The organism is Streptomyces sp. E-08 (genome assembly GCF_049913095.1).
GTDB lineage: Bacteria > Actinomycetota > Actinomycetes > Streptomycetales > Streptomycetaceae > Streptomyces.
In genome coordinates this window covers 5,598,095-5,618,609 of the sequence record NZ_CP183971.1, presented here as the reverse complement: position 1 = coordinate 5,618,609, position 20,515 = coordinate 5,598,095, and the positions used below count along the sequence as shown (strand labels likewise).

Annotated in this window: 19 protein-coding genes and 2 tRNA genes; 7 read left to right on the top strand and 14 right to left on the bottom strand. The window is 72.7% G+C overall.

Features of this window, described 5'->3' with window-relative positions; all coding sequences use genetic code 11:
* Window positions 1–64 precede the first annotated feature (64 nt).
* The 8 genes from def to ACN9MM_RS26050 form a co-directional block, all read right to left on the bottom strand.
* The gene (gene def / locus ACN9MM_RS26085) at window positions 65–700 is read right to left on the bottom strand and encodes a peptide deformylase (protein WP_426366034.1); all 636 of its coding nucleotides are present in this window, start codon (window positions 698–700) and stop codon (window positions 65–67) included.
* A 68-nt stretch (window positions 701–768) separates the two neighbouring features.
* Entirely contained in the window at window positions 769–1,749 is a 981-nt protein-coding gene (locus ACN9MM_RS26080) for a tetratricopeptide repeat protein (RefSeq protein ID WP_017236276.1), read from the bottom strand.
* Window positions 1,750–1,828: 79 nt separating this feature from the next.
* A complete protein-coding gene (locus tag ACN9MM_RS26075) occupies window positions 1,829–3,085 on the bottom strand; it encodes an HD domain-containing protein (RefSeq protein ID WP_426366033.1) in 1,257 nt (418 codons plus the stop codon).
* A complete protein-coding gene (locus tag ACN9MM_RS26070; RefSeq protein WP_426368828.1) occupies window positions 3,082–4,473 on the bottom strand; it encodes an HD-GYP domain-containing protein in 1,392 nt (463 codons plus the stop codon). The genes ACN9MM_RS26075 and ACN9MM_RS26070 overlap by 4 nt, the downstream gene beginning before the upstream one ends.
* 145 nt (window positions 4,474–4,618) lie before the next feature.
* Window positions 4,619–4,936, bottom strand: a complete 318-nt coding sequence (gene rsrA / locus ACN9MM_RS26065) for a mycothiol system anti-sigma-R factor (RefSeq protein ID WP_189799967.1) — start codon at window positions 4,934–4,936, stop codon at window positions 4,619–4,621.
* Window positions 4,933–5,589, bottom strand: coding sequence for a sigma-70 family RNA polymerase sigma factor (locus ACN9MM_RS26060; protein ID WP_030207302.1), 657 nt, complete (start codon window positions 5,587–5,589; stop codon window positions 4,933–4,935). Before ACN9MM_RS26060 ends, rsrA begins: the two co-directional genes overlap by 4 nt.
* A gap of 252 nt (window positions 5,590–5,841) precedes the next feature.
* A complete protein-coding gene (locus ACN9MM_RS26055; RefSeq protein ID WP_426366032.1) occupies window positions 5,842–6,474 on the bottom strand; it encodes an alpha/beta family hydrolase in 633 nt (210 codons plus the stop codon).
* A gap of 33 nt (window positions 6,475–6,507) precedes the next feature.
* Entirely contained in the window at window positions 6,508–7,323 is an 816-nt protein-coding gene (locus ACN9MM_RS26050; RefSeq protein ID WP_383696020.1) for an SOS response-associated peptidase, read from the bottom strand.
* Window positions 7,324–7,372: 49 nt separating this feature from the next.
* On the opposite strand from ACN9MM_RS26050, the gene ACN9MM_RS26045 reads away from it, so the two are divergent.
* The 4 genes from ACN9MM_RS26045 to ACN9MM_RS26030 all read left to right on the top strand — a co-directional run bounded on the left by ACN9MM_RS26045 (window position 7,373) and on the right by ACN9MM_RS26030 (window position 10,853).
* The gene (locus ACN9MM_RS26045) at window positions 7,373–8,068 is read left to right on the top strand and encodes a M50 family metallopeptidase (RefSeq protein ID WP_426366031.1); all 696 of its coding nucleotides are present in this window, start codon (window positions 7,373–7,375) and stop codon (window positions 8,066–8,068) included.
* 20 nt (window positions 8,069–8,088) lie between these two features.
* The gene (gene aroA / locus ACN9MM_RS26040) at window positions 8,089–9,420 is read left to right on the top strand and encodes a 3-phosphoshikimate 1-carboxyvinyltransferase (RefSeq protein ID WP_426366029.1); all 1,332 of its coding nucleotides are present in this window, start codon (window positions 8,089–8,091) and stop codon (window positions 9,418–9,420) included.
* Between the two features lie 3 nt (window positions 9,421–9,423).
* Complete coding sequence (gene rsgA / locus ACN9MM_RS26035; protein WP_382867195.1) at window positions 9,424–10,437, top strand: ribosome small subunit-dependent GTPase A; 1,014 nt, start codon at window positions 9,424–9,426, stop codon at window positions 10,435–10,437.
* A 92-nt stretch (window positions 10,438–10,529) separates the two neighbouring features.
* Window positions 10,530–10,853: a DMT family transporter gene (locus tag ACN9MM_RS26030; protein WP_189799973.1), complete on the top strand. Its 324-nt coding sequence runs from the start codon at window positions 10,530–10,532 to the stop codon at window positions 10,851–10,853.
* Here the strand turns inward: ACN9MM_RS26030 and ACN9MM_RS26025 are convergent.
* Window positions 10,745–11,380: a TetR/AcrR family transcriptional regulator gene (locus tag ACN9MM_RS26025; protein WP_426366028.1), complete on the bottom strand. Its 636-nt coding sequence runs from the start codon at window positions 11,378–11,380 to the stop codon at window positions 10,745–10,747. The genes ACN9MM_RS26030 and ACN9MM_RS26025 overlap by 109 nt on opposite strands.
* Before the next feature lie 117 nt (window positions 11,381–11,497).
* On the opposite strand from ACN9MM_RS26025, the gene hisN reads away from it, so the two are divergent.
* Together hisN and ACN9MM_RS26015 are read left to right on the top strand one after the other, a co-directional pair.
* Window positions 11,498–12,307, top strand: a complete 810-nt coding sequence (hisN, locus tag ACN9MM_RS26020; RefSeq protein WP_426366027.1) for a histidinol-phosphatase — start codon at window positions 11,498–11,500, stop codon at window positions 12,305–12,307.
* Window positions 12,308–12,509: 202 nt separating this feature from the next.
* Entirely contained in the window at window positions 12,510–12,899 is a 390-nt protein-coding gene (locus ACN9MM_RS26015) for a CBS domain-containing protein (protein WP_383796787.1), read from the top strand.
* 65 nt (window positions 12,900–12,964) lie between these two features.
* On the opposite strand, the gene ACN9MM_RS26010 is transcribed toward ACN9MM_RS26015, so the two are convergent.
* Window positions 12,965–14,434: a catalase gene (locus ACN9MM_RS26010; protein ID WP_426366025.1), complete on the bottom strand. Its 1,470-nt coding sequence runs from the start codon at window positions 14,432–14,434 to the stop codon at window positions 12,965–12,967.
* A gap of 151 nt (window positions 14,435–14,585) precedes the next feature.
* On the opposite strand from ACN9MM_RS26010, the gene ACN9MM_RS26005 reads away from it, so the two are divergent.
* The gene (locus ACN9MM_RS26005; RefSeq protein WP_382867180.1) at window positions 14,586–15,005 is read left to right on the top strand and encodes a Fur family transcriptional regulator; all 420 of its coding nucleotides are present in this window, start codon (window positions 14,586–14,588) and stop codon (window positions 15,003–15,005) included.
* Window positions 15,006–15,124: 119 nt separating this feature from the next.
* Here ACN9MM_RS26005 and ACN9MM_RS26000 read toward each other — a convergent pair.
* From ACN9MM_RS26000 to ACN9MM_RS25985, 4 genes are all read right to left on the bottom strand, one after another.
* A tRNA-Met gene (locus ACN9MM_RS26000) sits at window positions 15,125–15,198 on the bottom strand.
* 65 nt (window positions 15,199–15,263) lie between these two features.
* Window positions 15,264–17,231, bottom strand: coding sequence for a tetratricopeptide repeat protein (locus ACN9MM_RS25995; RefSeq protein WP_426366024.1), 1,968 nt, complete (start codon window positions 17,229–17,231; stop codon window positions 15,264–15,266).
* A gap of 204 nt (window positions 17,232–17,435) precedes the next feature.
* A tRNA-Met gene (locus tag ACN9MM_RS25990) sits at window positions 17,436–17,509 on the bottom strand.
* Window positions 17,510–17,554: 45 nt separating this feature from the next.
* Window positions 17,555–20,458: a UPF0182 family protein gene (locus ACN9MM_RS25985; protein WP_426366023.1), complete on the bottom strand. Its 2,904-nt coding sequence runs from the start codon at window positions 20,456–20,458 to the stop codon at window positions 17,555–17,557.
* Window positions 20,459–20,515: the final 57 nt, after the last annotated feature.

Sequence of the window (20,515 nt, the reverse complement as noted above, 5' to 3'; positions counted from 1 at the left end):
GCCGTACGGGAAAGGGCCCCGCTCCTGGACAGGAGCGGGGCCCTTCCGCGTGCGTGCGCGAGGGTCAGTCGTTCGCGACGACCGGGTAGCGCGGGGTGCCCTCCTCCATCTGGCGGAGGGCGTCCTTGCGGTCCCGCTTCGACAGCTTGTCGATGTACAGGAAGCCGTACAGGTGGTCCGTCTCGTGCTGGAGGCAGCGGGCGAAGTAGCCGGTGCCCCGCACCTTGATCGGGTTGCCCTGGGAGTCCTGGCCGTGCACGACGGCGTAGTCCGGGCGGGCCAGCTCGGCGTACGCGGTCGGCACGGAGAGGCAGCCCTCGTTGGACTCGTCGAGGTGGCGCTGCTCGGCCGGCAGCTCCTGGAGGACCGGGTTGACCACGTGGCCGACGTGCCGGACACCCTCGTCGTCCATGCAGTCGTAGACGAAGACCTTCTGGTCCACACCGATCTGGTTCGCGGCGAGGCCGACGCCCTCGGCGGTCTTCTGGCTGGCGAACATGTCGTCGATCAGCTGCGCCAGCTCGTCGCCGAACTCGGTGACGTCCTTGCACTCCCGGTGGAGCACGGGGTTGCCGACGACCGTGATCGGACGCGAGGTGCCCCGCTCGCGGTGCGCGAGCTCACGCGCCTCGCAGTCCTCCGTGTCCACGACGAACTCGTCGTCGATCTGCGTCTGCTCGTCCGTGTCCTGCTGCGCCATGTCCGGCCGCGCCTTCCTGAAAACCCGATTCCGTCGGAGGACAGCCTACGGGGCCGGGGGCCGGAGGCTCAGCAGACCTCTTCGAGATCGCGCCACTCCCGGGAGTCCGGGCTGTCGGCGACCCAGCCGTCGAGGAGCCCGCGCACCAGGCCGGCCGGGGCCGCGATGCCGCACTCCCGCTCGGGGACCCACAGCTCGCCCGGCGAGCGGTGGCCGAGCGGCCCGGGGTGCCCCGGCTCGCTGTGGTCGTGCGGGTCGGAGTGCTCGCCCTCGCCCTCGGCGCTCGGCATGGTCGACTCGGAACAGGCACGGCAGAGCAACCGTACGGAGGACGACCAGTCCTCGGCGGCGAATCCGGCCTCCGCGGCGAGCTGCTCCAGGGCGTCCCGGTCGGCCTCCGTGGCGGCCTCCAGAAGGACGACCCAGGTGGGGACGGGCGAGGGCGCCCACAGCTCGATCTCGTCGAAGACGGGGTAGGAAGGTCCCGCGGTGGTGGTCCGCTCGCCGTTCGGCACCCCGTCGTGGAGGACGACCTCGCCCCAGCGGCGGCCGGAGGACGGCAGCGGGATGGAGAGGACCTCGATGCGGGCCGGGTCGAGCCGGCGGCCCCACACGACCTCCGCCTCGCCCTCGGGCGAGAGCCGGACGGCGGCGCTGCCCAGCTCCATGCCGGCGGGCTCGCCGGTGCCGGCGGCGGCGCCGGGCACCTTCAGTCCGTACGCCTGCCAGGCGCGGCGGGCCAGCGGCCAGTCCTGGAGGGCGGTGGCGGCGATGCCGACGTTCCACCAGTCGGGGGCGCCGGTCTCCTTGTCGAGCAGCGCGACGGCGCGCAGCCCGGCGGCCCGCGCCTGCTCCCAGTCGTGCCGGAACTTGTGCAGCAGCGCCAGGTTGAACCAGGACTCCGAGAGCCAGGGCTCCAGGTCCGCCGCGCGCGTCAGGAGTGCGCCCGCGTCCTCGTACCGGCCGTCGCCGATCAGCGTGAACGCGCGGTCGGTGGCCTGCCGCCACGAGGCGGAGGGCCGATGCCGTACCTTCCCGAAGATCTTCACGATTCCCGCCTGCCGGTCGCTTCACCCTCTTGTTCGCATCCAACCATGCCCGGTCGGACGCGCGCTCATTACCCATGGGTTACCCAGGGACGGCCGGGGTCACCCCAGCGCCTCCGCCCCGCGCCAGGACCCTGGCCAGGCATTCGACGACATCCGGGTGATAGTCGCGGGCGGTGCCGAGCCTGAGCCGCTCAAGGGCGCCGAGGGCGGCACCCGCGCCGTCGCCCGCGAGGTCGTCGTAGGCGTTCACGGCCCGGACGATCCGGGCGGCGGGCGGCTGCTCGCGGTACGGGTCGGCCTGCCGCTCGACGACGACGGCGACGGCCTCGGGGACCCCGGTCCTGCGGACGACCTCGCCGCCCAGGAGGGCGATCCGGCGCTGCTCCTCGGGCGGCAGGAGGGCGGTGGCGCCGCCCGCGACGGGGTCGACGAGGGAGAGCTGCCCGATGTCGTGCATGAGCGCCGCGTGCTCCAGGACGGTCAGCTCGGTCCCGGAGAGGCCCAGCTCACGGCCGACGGCGGCGCTGAGGGCGGCGACCCGGCGGGCGTGGCCGGGCGGGGTGCAGCCGGCGATCTCGGTGGCGCGGGCGAGGGAGGCGATGGTCTGCCGGTTGACGGTCCGCACGGCCGCGTACCGCCGGAAGGAGACCTGGGTGAGCAGGAGCGGGACGGCGAGCACGGGCAGCGCCCACAGTCCGGCGGCGGCGACACCGAGCGCCATGACGGTGCCGGTGGCGCAGACGGCGGAGCCGATGCCGAGGAAGGCGCGGAGTTCGTCGCGCAGGAGGGGGCCGTACGGGAATCCGGTGCGGGCGCGGAGCGTGAGGGCCCCGAGGACGGCGTCGCACAGGGCGGTCAGGACGAGCAGGAGGACGAGGAAGAGGGCGTAGGCCGGGCCCTGGCCGAGGTGCTCGGTGACGGCGCCCGAGTTGTAGAGGGGCTGGAAGCAGAGCGCGGCGAAGCCGACGGTGAGGACGCGGCGGGCGAGCTGGTCGAGGCCGGGGCCGCGGCCGCGGGCGATGTGGGGGACGATCCCGGCGAGGCCCCCGGCGACGACGACGGCGACGGTCTGGAGGACGCCGTGCGTGGTGGCGGTGCCGGCGCTGGTGCCGAGCAGGGCGTACGCGAGGGCTCCGGCGGCGGCGAGCGGCGCGGGCTCGCGCTCGCCGGGTGCGGCGCCCCGGCGGGCGAGCTCGCCGAGGGCGACGAGGGTGCCGAAGGCGAGGGCGTTGCCGGGTTCGTCGAGGCCGTACCAGAGGGTGCCGCCGAAGCCGGCGAGGCCGAGGAGGAGGGCGGCGGCGCGCACGGCGGCGACGGTGAACGCCCCGGGTCTCACGCGAGCTCCTTGGCGGGGGCGGGACGGGGCTCGCGCTGCGGGGGCGTCTGCTCGGGGCGGGGGGCGGGCGGCGCGGGGGGCTCGTCGGCGGTGACGGCGGGCTGCCAGCCGTGCCGGTCCAGGGCCTGGGCGAGGGCGGTGACCATCCGGGGGTCGAACTGGGTGCCGGCGCAGCGCTCCAGTTCGGCGAGGGCGGTGGGCACCGGGCGGGCCCGGCTGTAGGAGCGGGTGGAGGTCATGGCGTCGAAGGCGTCGGCGACGGCCACGACGCGGGCGAACTCGGGGATCTCCTCGCCGTGGAGCCCGTACGGGTAGCCGCTGCCGTCCATGCGTTCGTGGTGGTGGAGGATCGCGGCCCGTGCCTCGCCGAGGAAGCCGATGCCGCGGACCATCTCGTGGCCGTACTCGGGGTGGAGTTCGATGACGCGGCGTTCCTCGGGGGTGAGGGGGCCGTCCTTGCGGAGCACCCGGGTGGGCACGCCGAGTTTGCCGACGTCGTGCAGGATGCCGGCGAAGCGGACGACGTCGAGGCGGTCCTCGGTCATGCCGAGCTCACGGGCGATCAGGACGGAGGCGTGACCGACGCGTTCGCTGTGGCCCCGGGTGTACCGGTCCTTGATGTCGACGGCCTGGACGAGGGCGCGGATGGTGGCCTGGTGGGCGGCGCGCTCGCGGTGGTACTGGGCGAAGACCCAGCAGGAGATGTACATGGGGAGGAGGACGAAGAGCGCCGCGACGGGCCCGTAGGTGCTGCGCCAGAGGACGGCCATCATCAGTCCGGCGAGGCCGTGGACGGCGTGCGGGGCGAGGGCCCGGCCGAGGAGGCCGCGCCAGGCGGCCCGCGGGGGCAGTCCGCTGGCGGTGGCGCGGATGCCGCCGTCGAGGGCGGTGAGGACGAGGCAGAAGGCGAGGGCGGCGGCGGCCGCGGGCAGCAGCGCGTAGGGCAGGTCGGGGGCGTCCGGGCCGCGGCCGAGTGCGGTGGGGCCGCCGAGCGCGCCGGCGGTCAGGGCGGCGGCCCAGACGGCGAGGGCGGTGGCGGCGGCCCGCCAGGCGCGGCGTGGCGCGGCGGGGGGTTCGTCGACGCGGGCGAGGAGACCGCCGGGGATCGCGGTGAGCGCGGCGGCGGCGGGCGGCAGGAGCAGGGCGGCGGCGAGGAGGACGGGGAAGAAGGAGCCGGTGCCGATGGGGACGGCGGCGCCGAGGGCGCGGCCGATGAGCCGGCAGCGGGCGGGCAGCTCGCAGAGCACGTAGAGGGCGGCGAGGAGCGCGACGGTGCCCCAGGGGACGGCGGCGCCGGGGCGCAGCGCGGGCAGGGCGCAGGCCCCGGCGCCGAGCAGGGCGCAGCCGATGTACACGCGGGCCGCTCGCGGAATGACCATCACGCCCATCACGCGTGTCACGCTAGCGAGTGGGGCGGCCGGGGGCGGCGCGGTCCGGGTGATTCGCACCATCGGGTGATACAAGCTGATGTATGCGCGAGGCCGCCGCGAGTGGATCGCGGCGGCCGTTCGCTGCCCGGTACGGGAGCGGCTGTTACTCCTGCGGCGCCGGTGTCGTCGGGGCGCTCACCGTGATGTCCTGCTCGGGCACCAGGTGTCCGGCGCGGATCAGGTCGATCCGGCCCATGACCTTGGCGCGCAGGTCGGTGGGGACGTCGTCACTGCCGCAGCAGCGCTTGACGAGCTTCTTCACCGCCTGCTCCAGGCCGTACTTCTCCAGGCACGGGGAGCACTCCTCGAAGTGCACCTCGAACTTGGTGCAGTCCGTGTCGGGCATCTCGTTGTCGAGGAACTCGTAGAGATGATCCAGGACCTCTGAGCAATCCGTCTCGTGCGGCTCTCCGCAGCTCATGAGCCCGAGCCTTTCAGATCGTTCGACGACTCTCCGGCGCCCGCGGGAACCAGCCCGCGGTCGCGAGCGTAGTCCTCGAGCATGCCGCGCAGCTGGCGGCGGCCCCGGTGCAGTCGGGACATCACCGTACCGATGGGTGTCCCCATGATGTCCGCGATCTCCTTGTACGCAAAGCCCTCGACATCGGCGAGATAGACGGCGATGCGGAACTCCTCGGGAATCGCCTGGAGCGCTTCCTTCACGTCGGAGTCCGGAAGGTGGTCGAGCGCCTGCGACTCGGCGGACCGCAGCCCGGTCGACATGTGCGACTCGGCGCGGGCGAGCTGCCAGTCCTCGATCTCCTCGGCGGCGCTGCGCTGGGGCTCACGCTGCTTCTTGCGGTACGAGTTGATGAAGGTGTTCGTGAGGATGCGGTAGAGCCAGGCCTTGAGGTTCGTGCCCTCGCGGAACTGGTGGAAGGATCCGTACGCCTTGGCGTAGGTCTCCTGCACCAGGTCCTCCGCGTCCGCGGGGTTGCGCGTCATGCGCAGCGCGGCCGAGTACATCTGGTCGAGGTAGCCGAGGGCGTCCCGCTCGAAGCGCGCGTTGCGCTCCTCGGTCGTCTCCTCGGGGCCGTCGTCGGTCCCTGTGTCGGTCCCAGTGACCGGACCCACCTCCTCCAGCGCGGCGGCGAGCCCGAGGGCGGACCCGCTCGTTTCGGAGGATAGACGAGGAACCGCTCCGCCCGCCGCCCGAATCGGGGCGGCCTTGGGCGCGGGCAGCACTGTCCAGTCGAGGTCAGCGCCCTGCGCGCGCTCCGGGCAGATGGTCATACCCATACGACGGACTCCCTCTTCCTTGCTCTCACACCGACGCTCTCCACAACCGTGGTCCCGCGCTCCGCATTCCCGGGGACGGCGGGGAGATCAGCGGAGTGCGGAGATCCACTCGGTGACGCCGCCCACGAGGAGCGCCACGGCCTCGTCCTGGCCGAGCGGCGCCCGCTTGGGGACGGCGAAGCCGTGGTCTCCGTACGGGATCTCCACGAGCCCGTACGGCCCTTCCGGGTACTCCTCGGGCCGTCCGAAGGGGTCGCTGCCGCCCTGGACGACGAGCGTGGGCAGACCGGTGGAGAGGAGCTCCTCGGCGCGGGACCGTTCGGGCCTGCCCGGCGGGTGGAGCGGGAAGCTCAGGGCGAGGACGGCGAGCGCGCCGAGCTCCCGGCCGGTGCGGCAGGCGACCCGGGCGCCGGCGCTGCGGCCGCCCGCGATCACCGGGAGGCCGGGCTTAGCGAGGGCCGGCCAGAGGCCGCGCCAGCCGGTGTCGAGGGTCTTCGGCGCGGGCGCGACCTTCTTGCCGGCGACCCGCCAGGGCTGCTCGACGAGCGCGACGGTCACGCCCCGGGCGGGCAGCGCCCCGGCGAGGGCCTGGAGGTCGCGGGCCTCGACGCCGCCGCCAGCGCCGTGTCCGAGGGCGAGGACGGCCCAGGGCTTCGTCCCGGCGTACCACGTGATGCGTGCCTCACCGGCGTCGGTGGGAACGGTCTCGTACTGTGTCACGTCCCCATCCTGCCGTCCCGGCGGCTCCGGGGGTCAGAACAGCGTTCCCACCTCCGGTCCCGACAACTCCTCCAGGAGCTCGGGGCCGTTGTTACGGACGTTGCTGACGGCGGTCGCGACCGGGTAGGCCCGCATCAGGCCCCCGGGCGGCGGGGTGAGCAGACCGCGGAGCTCCTCGGGGTCGGTGCGCGCCGGGTCGAGCCAGGCGTCCCAGCGGTCCCCGGTCAGCATGAGGGGCATCCGGGGGTGGATGTCGGCGAGCGAGCGCGGGCCGTCGGCCGGGGCGACGCCCAGCGGTCCGGTCTCGGCCTCGGTCGTGACCACCGAGCAGGTCACCCACCAGGCGGACGGGTGCCCGTCGGGGAGGGTGCGGTCGCGCCAGAACTCGTAGAGCCCTGCCATCGCGAAGACGGAGCCGTCCGCCGGGGTCACGAAGTACGGCTGCTTCCTGGCCCGCTTCTTCTTCCCCTCGACCTCCAGGTCGCGCTCGGCGGCCCCGGTCACCCACTCGTAGTAGCCGTCGGCGGGCAGGATGCACCGGCGCGACTGGAAGGCCCGTTTGAAGGAGGGCTTCTCGTCCACGGTCTCCGCGCGCGCGTTGATCATCCGGGCGGCGCCCTCCGGCGACTTCGCCCAGGACGGGACGAGCCCCCATTTCAGCGCGCGCAGCTGGCGAACCGGGCGCGGGGATCCGGCGTCTTTCACAGGACGCTCCAGAACGGCCCAGACCTCTTTGGTGGGGGCCACGTTCCAGTCGGGGGCCAGGGTCTCCTCCGGCTCCCACTTCTCGATCCCGAAGAGACCGACGAGGTCCTCGGGACGCCGACTCGATGCATACCGTCCGCACATACGTGCCACACTGCCACGATCCCCGAGCTCCCGAGGAGCGGCCCGAAAGATGGACCTCGCGATCGACCTCCTCCGTCCGCAGGCCGCCCCGGCCGACTGGATCGTCTGGCTCACGGGTGCCTGCGCGCTGGCCCTGGTGGCGTTCCGGCGGCCCTGGCTCCTGGCCCGGAACGCGATCACCATCGCCCACGAGGGCGGCCACGGACTCGTCGCCCTCACCGCCGGCCGCCGCCTGGAGGCGATCCGGCTGCACTCGGACACCAGCGGCCTGACGGTGACCCGGGGCCGCCCGACCGGTGTCGGCGTGGTCCTCACCCTCGCCGCCGGCTATCCGGCGGCCCCGCTGCTCGGGCTCGGCGGCGCGGCCCTGCTCGGCACGGGCCACGTCACCCTGCTGCTGTGGATCGCGACCGGGCTGCTGCTCGCGCTCCTCGTGATGGTCCGCAACGCGTACGGGATCCTCACCGTCGTCCTGACGGGCGCCGCCTTCCTCCTCGTCTCCTGGCTGACCGGCCCCGAGGTCCAGTCCGTGTTCGCGTACGCGGTGGTCTGGTTCCTGCTGCTCGGCGGTGTCCGGCCGGCCTTCGAGCTCCAGGCGAAACGGCGCCACGGCGGCGCCCCCGACTCGGACGCGGACCAGCTCTCGCGGCTCACCCACGTGCCCGCCGGGGTGTGGCTCCTCTTCTTCCACACGGTCGCGATATCCGCCCTGATCGGCGGCGGGCGCTGGCTCCTGGGTTTCTGACTCCCCCGTACAGTGAGTCCATGACCGCAGCAGCTTCCGCGCACACCGACCCGCCCACCGACCTCTGGCCCGCCCCGTATGCGAGCGGCGCCGTCGACGCGACCGTCACCGTGCCCGGATCGAAGTCGGTCACCAACCGCGCCCTGGTCCTCGCCGCACTCGCGGCCGAGCCCGGCTGGCTGCGCCGCCCGCTGCGCTCCCGCGACACCCTCCTGATGGCCGAGGCGCTGCGCACCCTCGGCGTACGGATCGAGGAGGGCGTGGGCCCGGACGGCTCCGGCGAGGCCTGGCGGATCATCCCCTCCCCGCTGCGCGGACCCGCCACGGTCGACGTCGGCAACGCGGGCACGGTCATGCGCTTCCTGCCCCCGGTCGCGGCCCTGGCCGACGGCCCGGTGCGCTTCGACGGCGACCCCCGCTCCCACGAGCGCCCCCTGCACGGTGTGATCGACGCGCTGCGCGCGCTCGGCGCCCGGATCGACGACGAGAAGCGGGGCGCGCTCCCCCTGACCGTGCACGGCGCCGGCGGCCTCGACGGCGGCACGGTCGAGATCGACGCCTCCTCGTCCTCCCAGTTCGTCAGCGCCCTGCTGCTCTCCGCGCCCCGCTTCAACCAGGGCGTCGAGGTACGGCACGTGGGCACCCGGCTCCCCTCGCTCCCGCACATCCGGATGACGGTCGACATGCTGCGCGCGGTCGGCGCCCGGGTCGACGAGCCGGAGCACGGCGGCGAGCCGAACGTGTGGCGGGTGGCGCCCTCCGCGCTGCGCGGCCGGGACCTCGTCGTCGAGCCCGACCTGTCGAACGCACAGCCGTTCCTGGCGGCCGCCCTGGTGACCGGGGGCCGTGTGACGATCCCCGACTGGCCGGCGCGGACCACCCAGCCGGGCGACGAGCTGCGACGGATCTTCACCGAAATGGGTGGCTCCTGCGAGCTCACCGACGCGGGCCTGACCTTCACCGGCACGGGCCGGATCCACGGCATCGACGTGGACCTGGGCGAGGTCGGCGAGCTCACCCCCGGCATCGCGGCGGTCGCGGCCCTCGCGGACTCGCCCTCGACCCTGCGCGGGGTCGCGCACCTGCGGCTGCACGAGACGGACCGGCTCGCGGCGCTCACCAAGGAGATCAACGAGCTCGGCGGCGACGTGACGGAGACCGAGGACGGTCTCCACATCCGCCCGCGCCCGCTGCACGGCGGCGTCTTCCACACGTACCACGACCACCGCATGGCGACGGCGGGCGCGATCATCGGCCTCGTGGTCGAGGGCGTGGAGATCGAGGACGTGGCGACGACGGCGAAGACCTTGCCGGACTTCCCGACGATGTGGACCGAAATGCTCGGGGTCTGAACCATGCGGCGCTACGGCAAGCACACCGACGAGGACGACATCCGCCAGCGGCCCAACCGCAAGGGCACCCGTCCCCGCACCACCATCCGCCCGAAGCACGAGGACGCCGTCGAGGGCATGGTCCTCACCGTCGACCGGGGCCGGCTGACCGTCCTGGTCGACGACCGGGCGGTGACCGCGATGAAGGCGCGCGAGCTGGGCCGCAAGGCCGCCGTCGTCGGCGACCGGGTCTCCCTCGTCGGCGACCTCTCCGGCGAGAAGGACACGCTGGCCCGGATCGTGCGGATCGGCGAGCGGAGCTCGGTGCTCCGGCGCACGGCCGACGACGACGACCCGTACGAGCGGGTGGTCGTCGCCAACGCCGACCAGCTCGCCATCGTCACCGCGCTCGCCGACCCGGAGCCGCGCCCCCGGCTGATCGACCGCTGCCTGGTGGCGGCGTACGACGGCGGGCTCTCCCCGCTGCTCGTGCTGACCAAGTCCGACCTGGCCCCGGCGGACGACCTTCTGGAGATGTACGGCGCGCTGGGCGTCCCCCATGTGGTGACCACCCGCGACGAATTCGTCGACGGGGTCGCCGCCGAGCGGGTCCACGAGCACCTCAAGGGCCGCACCACCGCGTTCGTCGGCCACTCCGGCGTCGGCAAGACGACCCTGGTGAACGCCCTGGTCCCGGCGGACCGGCGGCGTACGACGGGTGTGGTCAACGCGGTCACGGGCCGCGGCCGGCACACCACGACCTCGGCGCTCGCCCTGCCGCTGAACGACAAGGAGGGCGGCTGGGTCATCGACACCCCGGGCGTGCGCTCCTTCGGTCTGCACCACGTCGACCCGTCCCGGGTGATCCTCGCCTTCCCCGATCTCGTGCCGGGCACGGAGAACTGCCCGCGCGCGTGCAGCCACGACGAGCAGGACTGCGCGCTGGACGCGTTCGTGGCGGAGGGGCACGCCGATCCGGCGCGGCTGTTCTCGCTGCGGCGGCTGCTCGCGACCCGGGAGCGACGCGAGGGCGACTGAGCCGTCGGCGTTTACGCCCGCTCACCGCCGGTAAGTGCATAATCGCACCAAGTGCGACGAAGCAGTCACCGACGGCGTGGGAGGCACTGACGATGGCGTGGCTGCTGGTGGTGATCGCGGGAATCCTGGAGACGGGTTTCGCGGTCTGCCTGAAGCTCTCGCACGGTTTCACCCGGCTGTGGCCGACGGTCGCCTTCGCGGCCTTCGCCCTGGGCAGCTTCGGTCTCCTCACGCTGGCGCTGCGGAAGCTCGACGTGGGTCCGGCGTACGCGGTGTGGACGGGGATCGGCGCGGCCGGGACGGCGATCTACGGCATGGTCTTCCTCGGCGACGTGGTCTCCACGCTCAAGATCGTCTCGATCAGCCTGGTGATCGCGGGCGTGATCGGGCTCCAGCTCTCCGGCTCGGCGCACTGAGGGCCCAGCGGCAGGGCCGGTGCGACGACGTGGCTGAGGGCGATCCGTACGGCGAGTTCGCAGCCGGCCGCCCAGCCCTCCCCCGCGCAGGCCGCGGTCTCCGCCACGAGCTCGCCGGGCGCGGGCGGCCCCGTGTCGGCGCGCCGCTGGGCGGGGACGGGGGCGAGCCGGGCGCCGGGGCGGACCGGGCGGGGCTGGGGCAGTCGCTCGTTCCAGGCGCCGGTGAGCAGGGCCCTGAGTATCGGGCGGACGGCGGTGCGGGCGACGATCCACTCGGCGACGGCGACGAGGTTGCGCTCCGGCGGGGCGGGGGCGGCGAGCAGGCGCCGGACGCCCTGGAGGTAGGCGTCGGCCTCCCTCCGTACGAGCGCGCGGGCCAGTCCGTCCTTGGAGCCGAACTCGTTGTAGAGGGTCTGCCGGGAGACCCGGGCGGAGGCGGCGAGGTCGGCCATCCGCACGGCGGACCAGGGGCGGTGCGCGAGCGCGGCGAGCGCGGCGTCGAGCAGGGCCTCGCGGGCGTTCGCCATCCTCACCTCCGGGAGGGAACGGTTCTCCGCTCAGCGTCGGCAGGTGCCCGCGGCCTGTCAAGGGGCCGTGGTGGACGGCTCCGCGCGGGCTCCCGGCTCGGGGATAGAGTGCCGGGCATGGCCGACTACCACGATGATCTGCGTCTCGCCCACGTCCTCGCGGATGCCGCCGACGCGGCCACCATGGACCGATTCCAGGCGCTCGACCTCCAGGTCGAGACGAAGCCGGACATGACTCCGGTGAGCGAGGCCGACAAGGCGGCGGAGGAGCTGATCCGCGGACAGCTCCAGCGCGCGAGGCCGCGCGACGCGATCCTCGGCGAGGAGTACGGCGTGGAGGGCACCGGCCCGCGCCGCTGGGTGATCGACCCGATCGACGGCACGAAGAACTACGTGCGCGGGGTGCCGGTCTGGGCGACCCTGATCGCGCTGATGGAGGCCGGGGAGACCGGGTTCCAGCCGGTGGTGGGCGTGGTGTCCGCGCCGGCGCTCGGCCGGCGCTGGTGGGCGGCGAAGGGCCTCGGCGCGTACACGGGCCGCAGCCTGGCCTCCGCGACCCGGCTCGGCGTCTCGAAGGTCGCGTCCCTGTCGGACGCGTCCTTCGCGTACTCCTCGCTGAGCGGCTGGGAGGAGCGGGGCCGCCTCGACGGCTTCCTCGACCTCACGCGCGCGTGCTGGCGGACCCGGGCGTACGGCGACTTCTGGCCGTACATGATGGTCGCGGAGGGTTCCGTGGACATCTGCGCGGAGCCGGAGCTCTCGCTGTGGGACATGGCCGCGGTCGCGATCGTGGTCCAGGAGGCCGGCGGCACGTACACGGGCCTCGACGGCCGCCACGGCCCGCACAGCGGAAACGCGGCGGCGTCGAACGGCCTGCTGCACGGGGAGCTGCTCAGCTACCTGAACCAGGAGAACGCCCAGGACTGAGCGCCCGGCCGCCTGAACCGGGAGAAGCCCCGAACCGGGAGAAGCCCCGGGGCGAGCGCCCCGCCGCGCGCCCGGGGGCGCCTCGCGCGCCCCCTTGTCGGCTCCACCCCCCGGTGCCACTCTGAGAGTCCCCCCACTTGTGAACTTGTGAATTCGTTCTCGTAGAAGGCGGGAAGGGTTCACCAAGGAGGTGGCTCCGTCCATGCTCGTCCGTGACGCCATGAGCACGGTGGTCCTCACCATCGGCCCCGCCCACACCCTCCGACAGGCGGCCCGGCTGATGTCGGCGCGCCGCGTCGGCGCCGCCGTCGTCCTCGACACCGACGCCGGCGGCCTCGGGATCCTCACCGAACGGGACATCCTCAACTCCCTCGCCCGGGACCAGGACCCCGACCGGGAGACCGCCGGATCCCACACCACCCGCGACGTCGTCTTCGCCGCGCCCGCCTGGACCCTGGCGGAGGCGGCCGAGGCCATGACGCGCGGCGGCTTCCGGCACCTCGTCGTCCTCGACGACCGCGGACCCGTCGGCATCGTCTCCGTGCGCGACATCATCCGCTGCTGGATCCCGGTGCACAGCGTCGCCGGCTGAGCACGCGAGGGCGGGCCGGACCTCCGTACGGAAGTCCGGCCCGCCCTCTCCTACGGCAAGCGCCCTCAGCCGCGCAGGGCCTGGACCGCGGCCTCCAGCCGCTTGCCGAAGTCGCCGTCCGCCTGGCGGAAGTTGTCGATCGCCCGCTCGGCGATGTCGTCGCGCGAGACCTTGGCGATGAAGCCGGCCAGGTTCTCGACGAGCCGGCCCTTCTCGGCCTCGGACATCAGTCGGTAGAGATCACCCGCCTGCGTGAAGTCGCTGTCCTCGGCGTGCGAGGGGGCGGCGTGGTCGCCGGTCGCGCCGGTGACCGCCGAGCCGACCCAGAGCGGCCGGTCCGTCTGGTGCGGGCCGCCGAAGCTGTTCGGCTCGTAGTTCTTCGCGCCCTTGTGGCGGCCGTCGTAGAGGAAGCCGTCCCGCGCGTGGGTGCGCGCCTCGGTGGCGTGCGGGCGGTTCACCGGCAGGTGGTCGGCGTTGATGCCGACGCGGTAGCGGTGGGCGTCGCCGTACGCGAAGAGGCGGCCCTGGAGCATCTTGTCCGGGGAGGGGCCGATGCCCGGCACGAAGTGCGCGGGGCTGAAGATCGACTGCTCGACCTCGGCGAAGATGTTCTCCGGGTTCCGGTTGAGCTCCAGCCGGCCGATCTCGATCGGCGGGTAGTCCTCGTGCGGCCACACCTTGGTGAGGTCGAACGGGTTGAAGCGGTAGGTCGCCGCGTCGGCCGCGGGCATGATCTGGACCTGCACGGTCCAGGTCGGGAAGTCGCCGCGCTCGATGGCCTCGCGCAGGTCGCGCTGATGCGAGTCCGGGTCCTCGCCGGCGAGGCGGTTGGCCTCGTCCTGGGTGAGGTTCTTGATGCCCTGGTCGGTCTTGAAGTGGTACTTGACCCAGAAGACCTCGCCGGCCTCGTTGTTCCACTGGAAGGTGTGCGAGCCGTAGCCGTTCATGTGGCGGTACGAGGCGGGGATGCCGCGGTCGCCGAAGAGCCACGTGACCTGGTGGGTCGACTCCGGAGAGAGGCCCCAGAAGTCCCAGACGTTGTCCGCCTCCTGCGAGCCCGTGTAGGGGTCGCGCTTCTGGGTGTGGATGAAGTCGGGGAACTTGATGGCGTCCTTGATGAAGAACACCGGGGTGTTGTTGCCGACGAGGTCGTAGTTGCCCTCTTCGGTGTAGAACTTCAGCGCCCAGCCGCGGGGGTCGCGCACCGCGTCCGCCGCGCCGAGGTTGCCCGCGACGGTGGAGAAGCGCAGGAAGGTCTCGGTCTCCTTGCCGACCTCGGAGAGGAACGCGGCGCGCGTCCACCGCGAGACGTCACGGGTCACCGTGAACGTGCCGTAGGCGCCCGCACCGCGCGCGTGGACGACGCGCTCCGGGATGCGCTCACGGTTGAAGTGGGCGAGCTTCTCCAGGAGGAGCTGGTCCTGGACGAGGACCGGACCGCCGACGCCCGCGGTCTCGCTGTTCTGGTTGTCGGCGACCGGAGCTCCGGCCTCCGTGGTGAGCGGTCCCTGCGTCACGTGCGCCTCCTGCGTCATGTCCTGCGTGTCCTGTCCCTCTGCCTAGGCCCTTCACGGAGCCTTGGCCAGTGCCGATTCCGATCCTACAATGGACAATGTCTAAGTCAAGTGAACATCTAAAGTCACACCGGTTCGGGAGCCCGCTCCCCCGACTGTTAGGCTGGCCCCCATGAGTGACCTGTTGGAACGACTGCGCGGACGCGGCTGGCGTATGACCGCACAGCGGCGCGTCGTGGCCGAGGTCCTCGACGGGGACCATGTGCACCTGACCGCCGACGAGGTCCACGCGCGCGCCGTGACGAGGCTGCCCGAGATCTCGCGCGCCACCGTGTACAACACGCTGGGCGAGATGGTCACCCTCGGCGAGGTCATCGAGGTCGCGACCGACGGCCGCGCCAAGCGGTACGACCCCAACGCCCATCGGCCCCACCAGCACCTGGTCTGCGGCCGCTGCGGCGCGATCCGCGACGTGCACCCGGCCGGCGACCCGCTGGCGGACCTGCCGGACGCCGAGCGCTTCGGCTTCACCATCTCGAACGTCGAGGTCACCTACCGGGGCATCTGCCCGAGCTGCGCCACGACGGCCTGACGACCACGAGAAAGCCCCCGCTCCGGCGGGGGCTTTCTCGTGCGGTGCACCCGCACACGCAAACACACGACGAAGGCCCGGATCCAGTGAATGGATCCGGGCCTTCGTTTGCTACTGAGTAGCGGGGACAGGATTTGAACCTGCGACCTCTGGGTTATGAGCCCAGCGAGCTACCGAGCTGCTCCACCCCGCGTCGGTAAACACGACTCTACGGGACGTCCGTCACCAGCGCAAATCCGTTAACGCGCCGCACCAGCGCTACGCCGTGAGCTCCTGGTGCAGCGCCTCGCTCAGGCGGGCCGCCCGCTCGGCGACCTCCGCCGGACCCAGCTCCACCGCGCGGTCGCACCAGCGGCGCCCCTCGGTGAGCTCGCCCCGGCGCGCCGCGAGCAGCGCGAGCCGGAGCGCGGCACGGCCGTGGCCGGCCCGGGCCGCCCGGGTCCACCAGAGCGCGGCCTCCCGCTCGCTGCCCTCACGCGCGAGGAGCAGCCCGAGGTTGAAGGCGCCGTTGCGGCTGCCCGCCTCGGCGGCCTCGCGGTACCAGCGGTCGGCCTCGGCGAGGTCGCCGCGCCCGGCGGCGAGCATCCCGACCCGCACCTGGGCGCGCCGGTGCCCCTGCTGGGCGGCCCGCTCGTACCACTCCTCGCACTCGGACTTCTCCTCGCGGGGCGCGCCGAGCACGGCGGGGCCGGGCTCGGGGCGGCGCGCGTCGAGCACCGAGGCGAGCCGGAAGGCGGCCTCGGCGCTGCCGCCGCCGGCCGCGCACCGCAGGTGCCGCTCGGCGGTCTGCTCGTCGCCGTCCCGCAGGGCGGCGATGCCGACCTGGAGGGCGGCCTCGGTGTGCCCGGCGGCCGCGGCCCGCTCGTACCAGACCAGGGCCGTGCGGTCGTCGTCGCGGCCTGCGTGCAGGATGCCCAGGTTGAAGGCGGCGTCGACGCTGCCGGCCTCGGCGGCCTTGGAGAACCAGGGCTCGGCGCCGTTGGCGTCGCCGGCCTGGAGGAGCAGTACGGCGAGCGCGTTGGCGGCCTCGCGGTGGCCCGCGTAGGCGGCCCGCCGGTACCACTGCTCGGCCTGCGGGATGCGGTCCTGGGCGGCGCAGAGCAGCCCGAGGTTGTAGGCGCCGTTCACGTCGCCGGCGTCCATGGCGGCCCGGTACCAGCGCTCGGCGGTCTGCTGCTCGCCCCGGGCGGCGTGCAGGGCGCCGAGGGCGTTGGCGGCGTTGCCGTCGCCGTCCTGGGCGGCTCGCAGCCACCACACGGCGGCGCTCTCCTCGTCGCCCGCGTCGCGGAGCAGGAAGCCGAGCGCGCAGGCGGCCTTCGCCTCGCCCTCCTTGGCGGAGCTGAGGTACCAGCGGCCGGCCTCCTTGAGCTCGCCCCGGTGCTCCAGGATCGCGCCCAGGTGGAGCGCGGCCCGCCGGTGGCCGCGCGCGGCGGCCTGCCGGAACCACTGCTCGGCCTCGGCGGTCTCGCCCGCGCACTCGCCGGCCGGCTGCCCGGGGACGGCGGCGCCGGTGCCGGTCGCGGGCGCGCCGGCGGGCACGGCCGCCCGGGCGCCCGGGGTCCGGAGCCGGGTGCCGGTCTCGTGCGGTCCGCGGGTGGTCTCGGTGGCTCGGCGCTCCAGGGCGAGGGCGAGGCGGTAGGCGGCCTCGCGGTGGCCCTGTTCGGCGGCGGCGCGCAGCCAGCGCTCGGCGCCGACGTCGCTACGGTGCTCCAGGAGGTCGGCGAGGGCGTAGGCGCCGAGGGCGTGGCCCTGCTCGGCGGCCTGGCGCAGCCAGTACTCGGCGGCCGGCTCGTCGCCGCGCTCGCGGTGGTGGCGGCCGAGGGCGTGTGCGGCGGGCGCGGAACCGGCGACGGCGGCGACCCGCCACCAGCCGGCGGCCTCTTCGGCGTATCCGCGCTGGTGGAGCAGGACGCCCAGGTTGTTGGCGGCGGCCCGGTCCCCCTCGGCCGTGGCGCCGCGCAGGTACGGCTCGGCGCCGTCGAGGTCACCGCGGCGCAGCAGCAGCGCGCCGAGGGCGCTCATCGAGGCGAGGTCGCCGTGCTCGGCGGCGCGCCGGTGACGGGCCTCGGTCTCGGTCTCGTTCTCGGCGTCGGTCTCGGCGGTGGTGTCGACGGCCGCATCGACGGCCCCTACTGCCTCGATGATCTCGTCTGCGGCGTTTCTGGCGTGCCGCTGCACAAACCGCCCTGTCTCCAACAGAGTTGCCCTGTCCCCCATAAATACCATCGTCGCACCACCCGCAACCCGAGCACACCTGGTATACCGCAGCCAGTGAGGTCACTCAGCGTTTTGTCGACATGCCCACAGAGAGACAAGTCAAACACGACTCACGCCAACTCGCCCCTTCCCTACCGCTCTTCGGCACCCCCCGGCACGCCGACACACGACAAGGGCCCGGATCCTTATGGATCCGGGCCCTTGTCCTCTGAGTAGCGGGGACAGGATTTGAACCTGCGACCTCTGGGTTATGAGCCCAGCGAGCTACCGAGCTGCTCCACCCCGCGTCGGTGAAACCACAGTATCACGACGCGGGGGTGGAAAACCTCAGGTCAGCCGCCTGACCCGGGGGTCTTCAGCTTCGCGCCGGCCTGGGCGGCCCGCTCGAGCGCCGCCTGGAGATCCTCCTGGGCCTTGCCGTACGCGGTCCAGTCGCCCTTCTGCAGCGCGGCCTCGCCCGCGTCGTACGCCTTCTGGGCGTCGGCGATCGCCTGCTGCAGCGCGGCGTCGTTCGACGCCGGCGGCTGGGTCGTGCCGGGCGGCTGCGTGGTCCCCGGCGGGGTCGTCGGCGCGGTGGGCGCCTCCACCCCGAAGACCGCGTTGAGCGCCTTGGTGAGGTTGTCCTCGAACACCGTGGTGTCCTTCGTCGTGTCACCGTCCGGCTGGTCCGCGTCCACGTACGACACCGCGACCTTCTTCAGGAGCGGGTAGAGCGCGTTGCGTCCCTGGGCGTACACCGGCTCCACGTACAGGAACCCGCCGTCGAGCGGCACGGTGAGCAGGTTGCCGTACTGGATGTCCGAGTCGGCGCCCTTCATGTCCCGGACGAAGGTGGCCACGGAGGGCAGGCCGTTGAGCTTGCTCTGCACCTGGGCCGGGCCCGGGACGTCCTCGGTGACCCGCAGCAGTCTCAGCCGGCCGTACTCCTTGCTGGTGGCGTCGGCGTCGACCGCCATGAAGGCGCCCAGGTTGGGCCGCCCGTTCGGCGTGAACGTCGTCGTCAGCGAGAAGCGCTGCGCCGTGTCCCCGGGCATCTTCATGCTCAGGTAGTACGGCGGGACCGCGTTGCCGTCCTTGTTGGTCGGGTCGTCCGGCACCTGCCAGGCGTCCGAGCCGCTGTAGAACTGCGCGGGGTCGGTGACGTGGTAGCGGGTCAGCAGCTCGCGCTGGACCTTGAACATGTCCTGCGGGTAGCGCAGGTGTGCGAGCAGGTCGCCCTTGATCTCGGACTTCGGCTGGACCGTGCCGGGGAAGGCCTTCATCCAGGTCTTGAGGACCGGGTCCTGGGTGTCCCACTCGTAGAGCTTCACCGTGCCGTCGTAGGCGTCGACGGTGGCCTTGACCGAGTTGCGGATGTAGTTGACCTGGTTCTGCTGGGCGACGACCGTGCGCTGCTGGTTGCCGACGGTCAGCGAGTCGGCCGTGGTGTCGCCGAGCGTGGTGCGCGAGGCGTACGGGTAGCCGTTGGTCGTCGTGTAGGCGTCGACGATCCACTGGATCCGGCCGTCGACGACCGCCGGGTAGGCGTCGCCGTCGATGGTCAGCCAGGGCGCGACGGCCTCGACGCGCTCCTTGGGCGTGCGGTTGTACAGGATCCGCGAGCCGTCGCCGATGGCTCCCGAGTAGAGGATCTGCGGCTCGCTGAAGGCCACCGCGTACGCGGCGCGGTTGAAGGTGTTGGAGAGGCTGACGCCGCTCTTCTCCTTGTAGCTGGTGGTCTTCTCGCCGTTCTCCTCGTAGTCCAGCTCCTTCTGCGGGCCGCCCACGATCGAGTACTGGTCGGTCTTCTCGCCGTAGTAGATCCGCTGCTGGTACGTGCCCAGCGAGCCGGTCGTCGGCAGTCCGGACTCGGTGAAGACCGGGGAGCCGTTGGCGTCCGTCGACGTGCCCGACGCCATGATCGCGCCGTAGCCGTGGGTGTAGGTGAAGTGGTCGTTGATCCAGTTCCGCTTCGGGATGCCCTTGATGTTGAGCTCACGCAGGCCGACGACGGTGTCCTTGCCGGCGTAGCGGTCCACGTCCAGGGTCGTCGGGAACTGGTAGTACTTCCGCTTCTGCTCCAGCTGCTGGAACGTCGGCGACACGATGTTCGGGTCGAGGACGCGGTAGCTGGCCGCCGTGTCGGCGTCCGCCCGCAGCTTGTCCTTGGACTTGACCGTCGACTTGCCCGAGTAGTTCTCCAGCTTCGTCCCGTCGATCGCGTACGCCTTGCGGGTCGCGTCGATGTTCTTCTGGATGTACTGCGCTTCCTTGGCCTGCTCGTTCGGCTGGACCTGGAACTTCTGCACGATGGCCGGGTACAGGCCGCCGATCAGGATCGCGGAGAGCACCATCAGACCGAAGCCGATCACCGGCAGCTGCCAGGTGCGGCGCCACAGCGTCGCGAAGAACAGCAGCGCGCAGATGATGGCGATGCAGAACAGGATGGTCTTCGCCGGCAGGTACGCGTTGGCGTCGACGTACCGCAGCCCCGTCCAGTTGCCGGTGGCCTTGAAGTCACTGGACTTCACCGCCAGGCCGTACCGGTCGAGCCAGTACGCGACGGCCTTGAGCGCGACGAAGAGGCCGAGCAGCACCGAGAGGTGCCCGGTGGCGGCGGCGGTGGCACGCGCGCCCGGACTGGTGATCCGCAGCCCGCCGTACAGGTAGTGCGTGAGCGCGGCGGCGATCAGCGACAGCACGGCGGCGGCGAAGCCGAACGCCAGCAGGAAGCGGTACCAGGGCAGGTCGAAGGCGTAGAACGACACGTCGAGGTCGAACTGCGGGTCCTTCTGGCCGAACTTCACCCCGTTGACCCACATGAGCCAGGTGCGCCACTGGCCCGACGCGGACGCGCCGGCGATCAGGGCCACCAGGGCGGTGACCGCGAGGAGCACCCACTTCTTGAACGGGGCCAGACCCATCCGGTACCGGTCGAGGCTCTGCTGCTCCAGCGACATCGCGCTGAGCGGCGGCCGCAGCCGGTACGCCAGCCAGATGTTGAAGCCGACGGCGATCCCCATCAGCAGGCCGAAGACCGCGAAGAGGCCGATCTTGGTCCACAGGGTGGTGGTGAACACGGACGAGTACTCGACCGAGCGGTACCACAGCCAGTCCGTCCAGAACCCGGCGAACATCACGAACGCCATGGCCAGGACGGCCAGCACCCCGAGTGTCATGAGCAGGGTGCGGGCCCGCCGGGACGGCCGGCCGACTCTCACCCTCGGCCCGGACGGGCCTTGGCCACGGTCCGGCATCTGGAAAGCCAACGTGCGCCCCTCGATGTTGATGCGTCTGAAAGCAGGCCCCGCGAT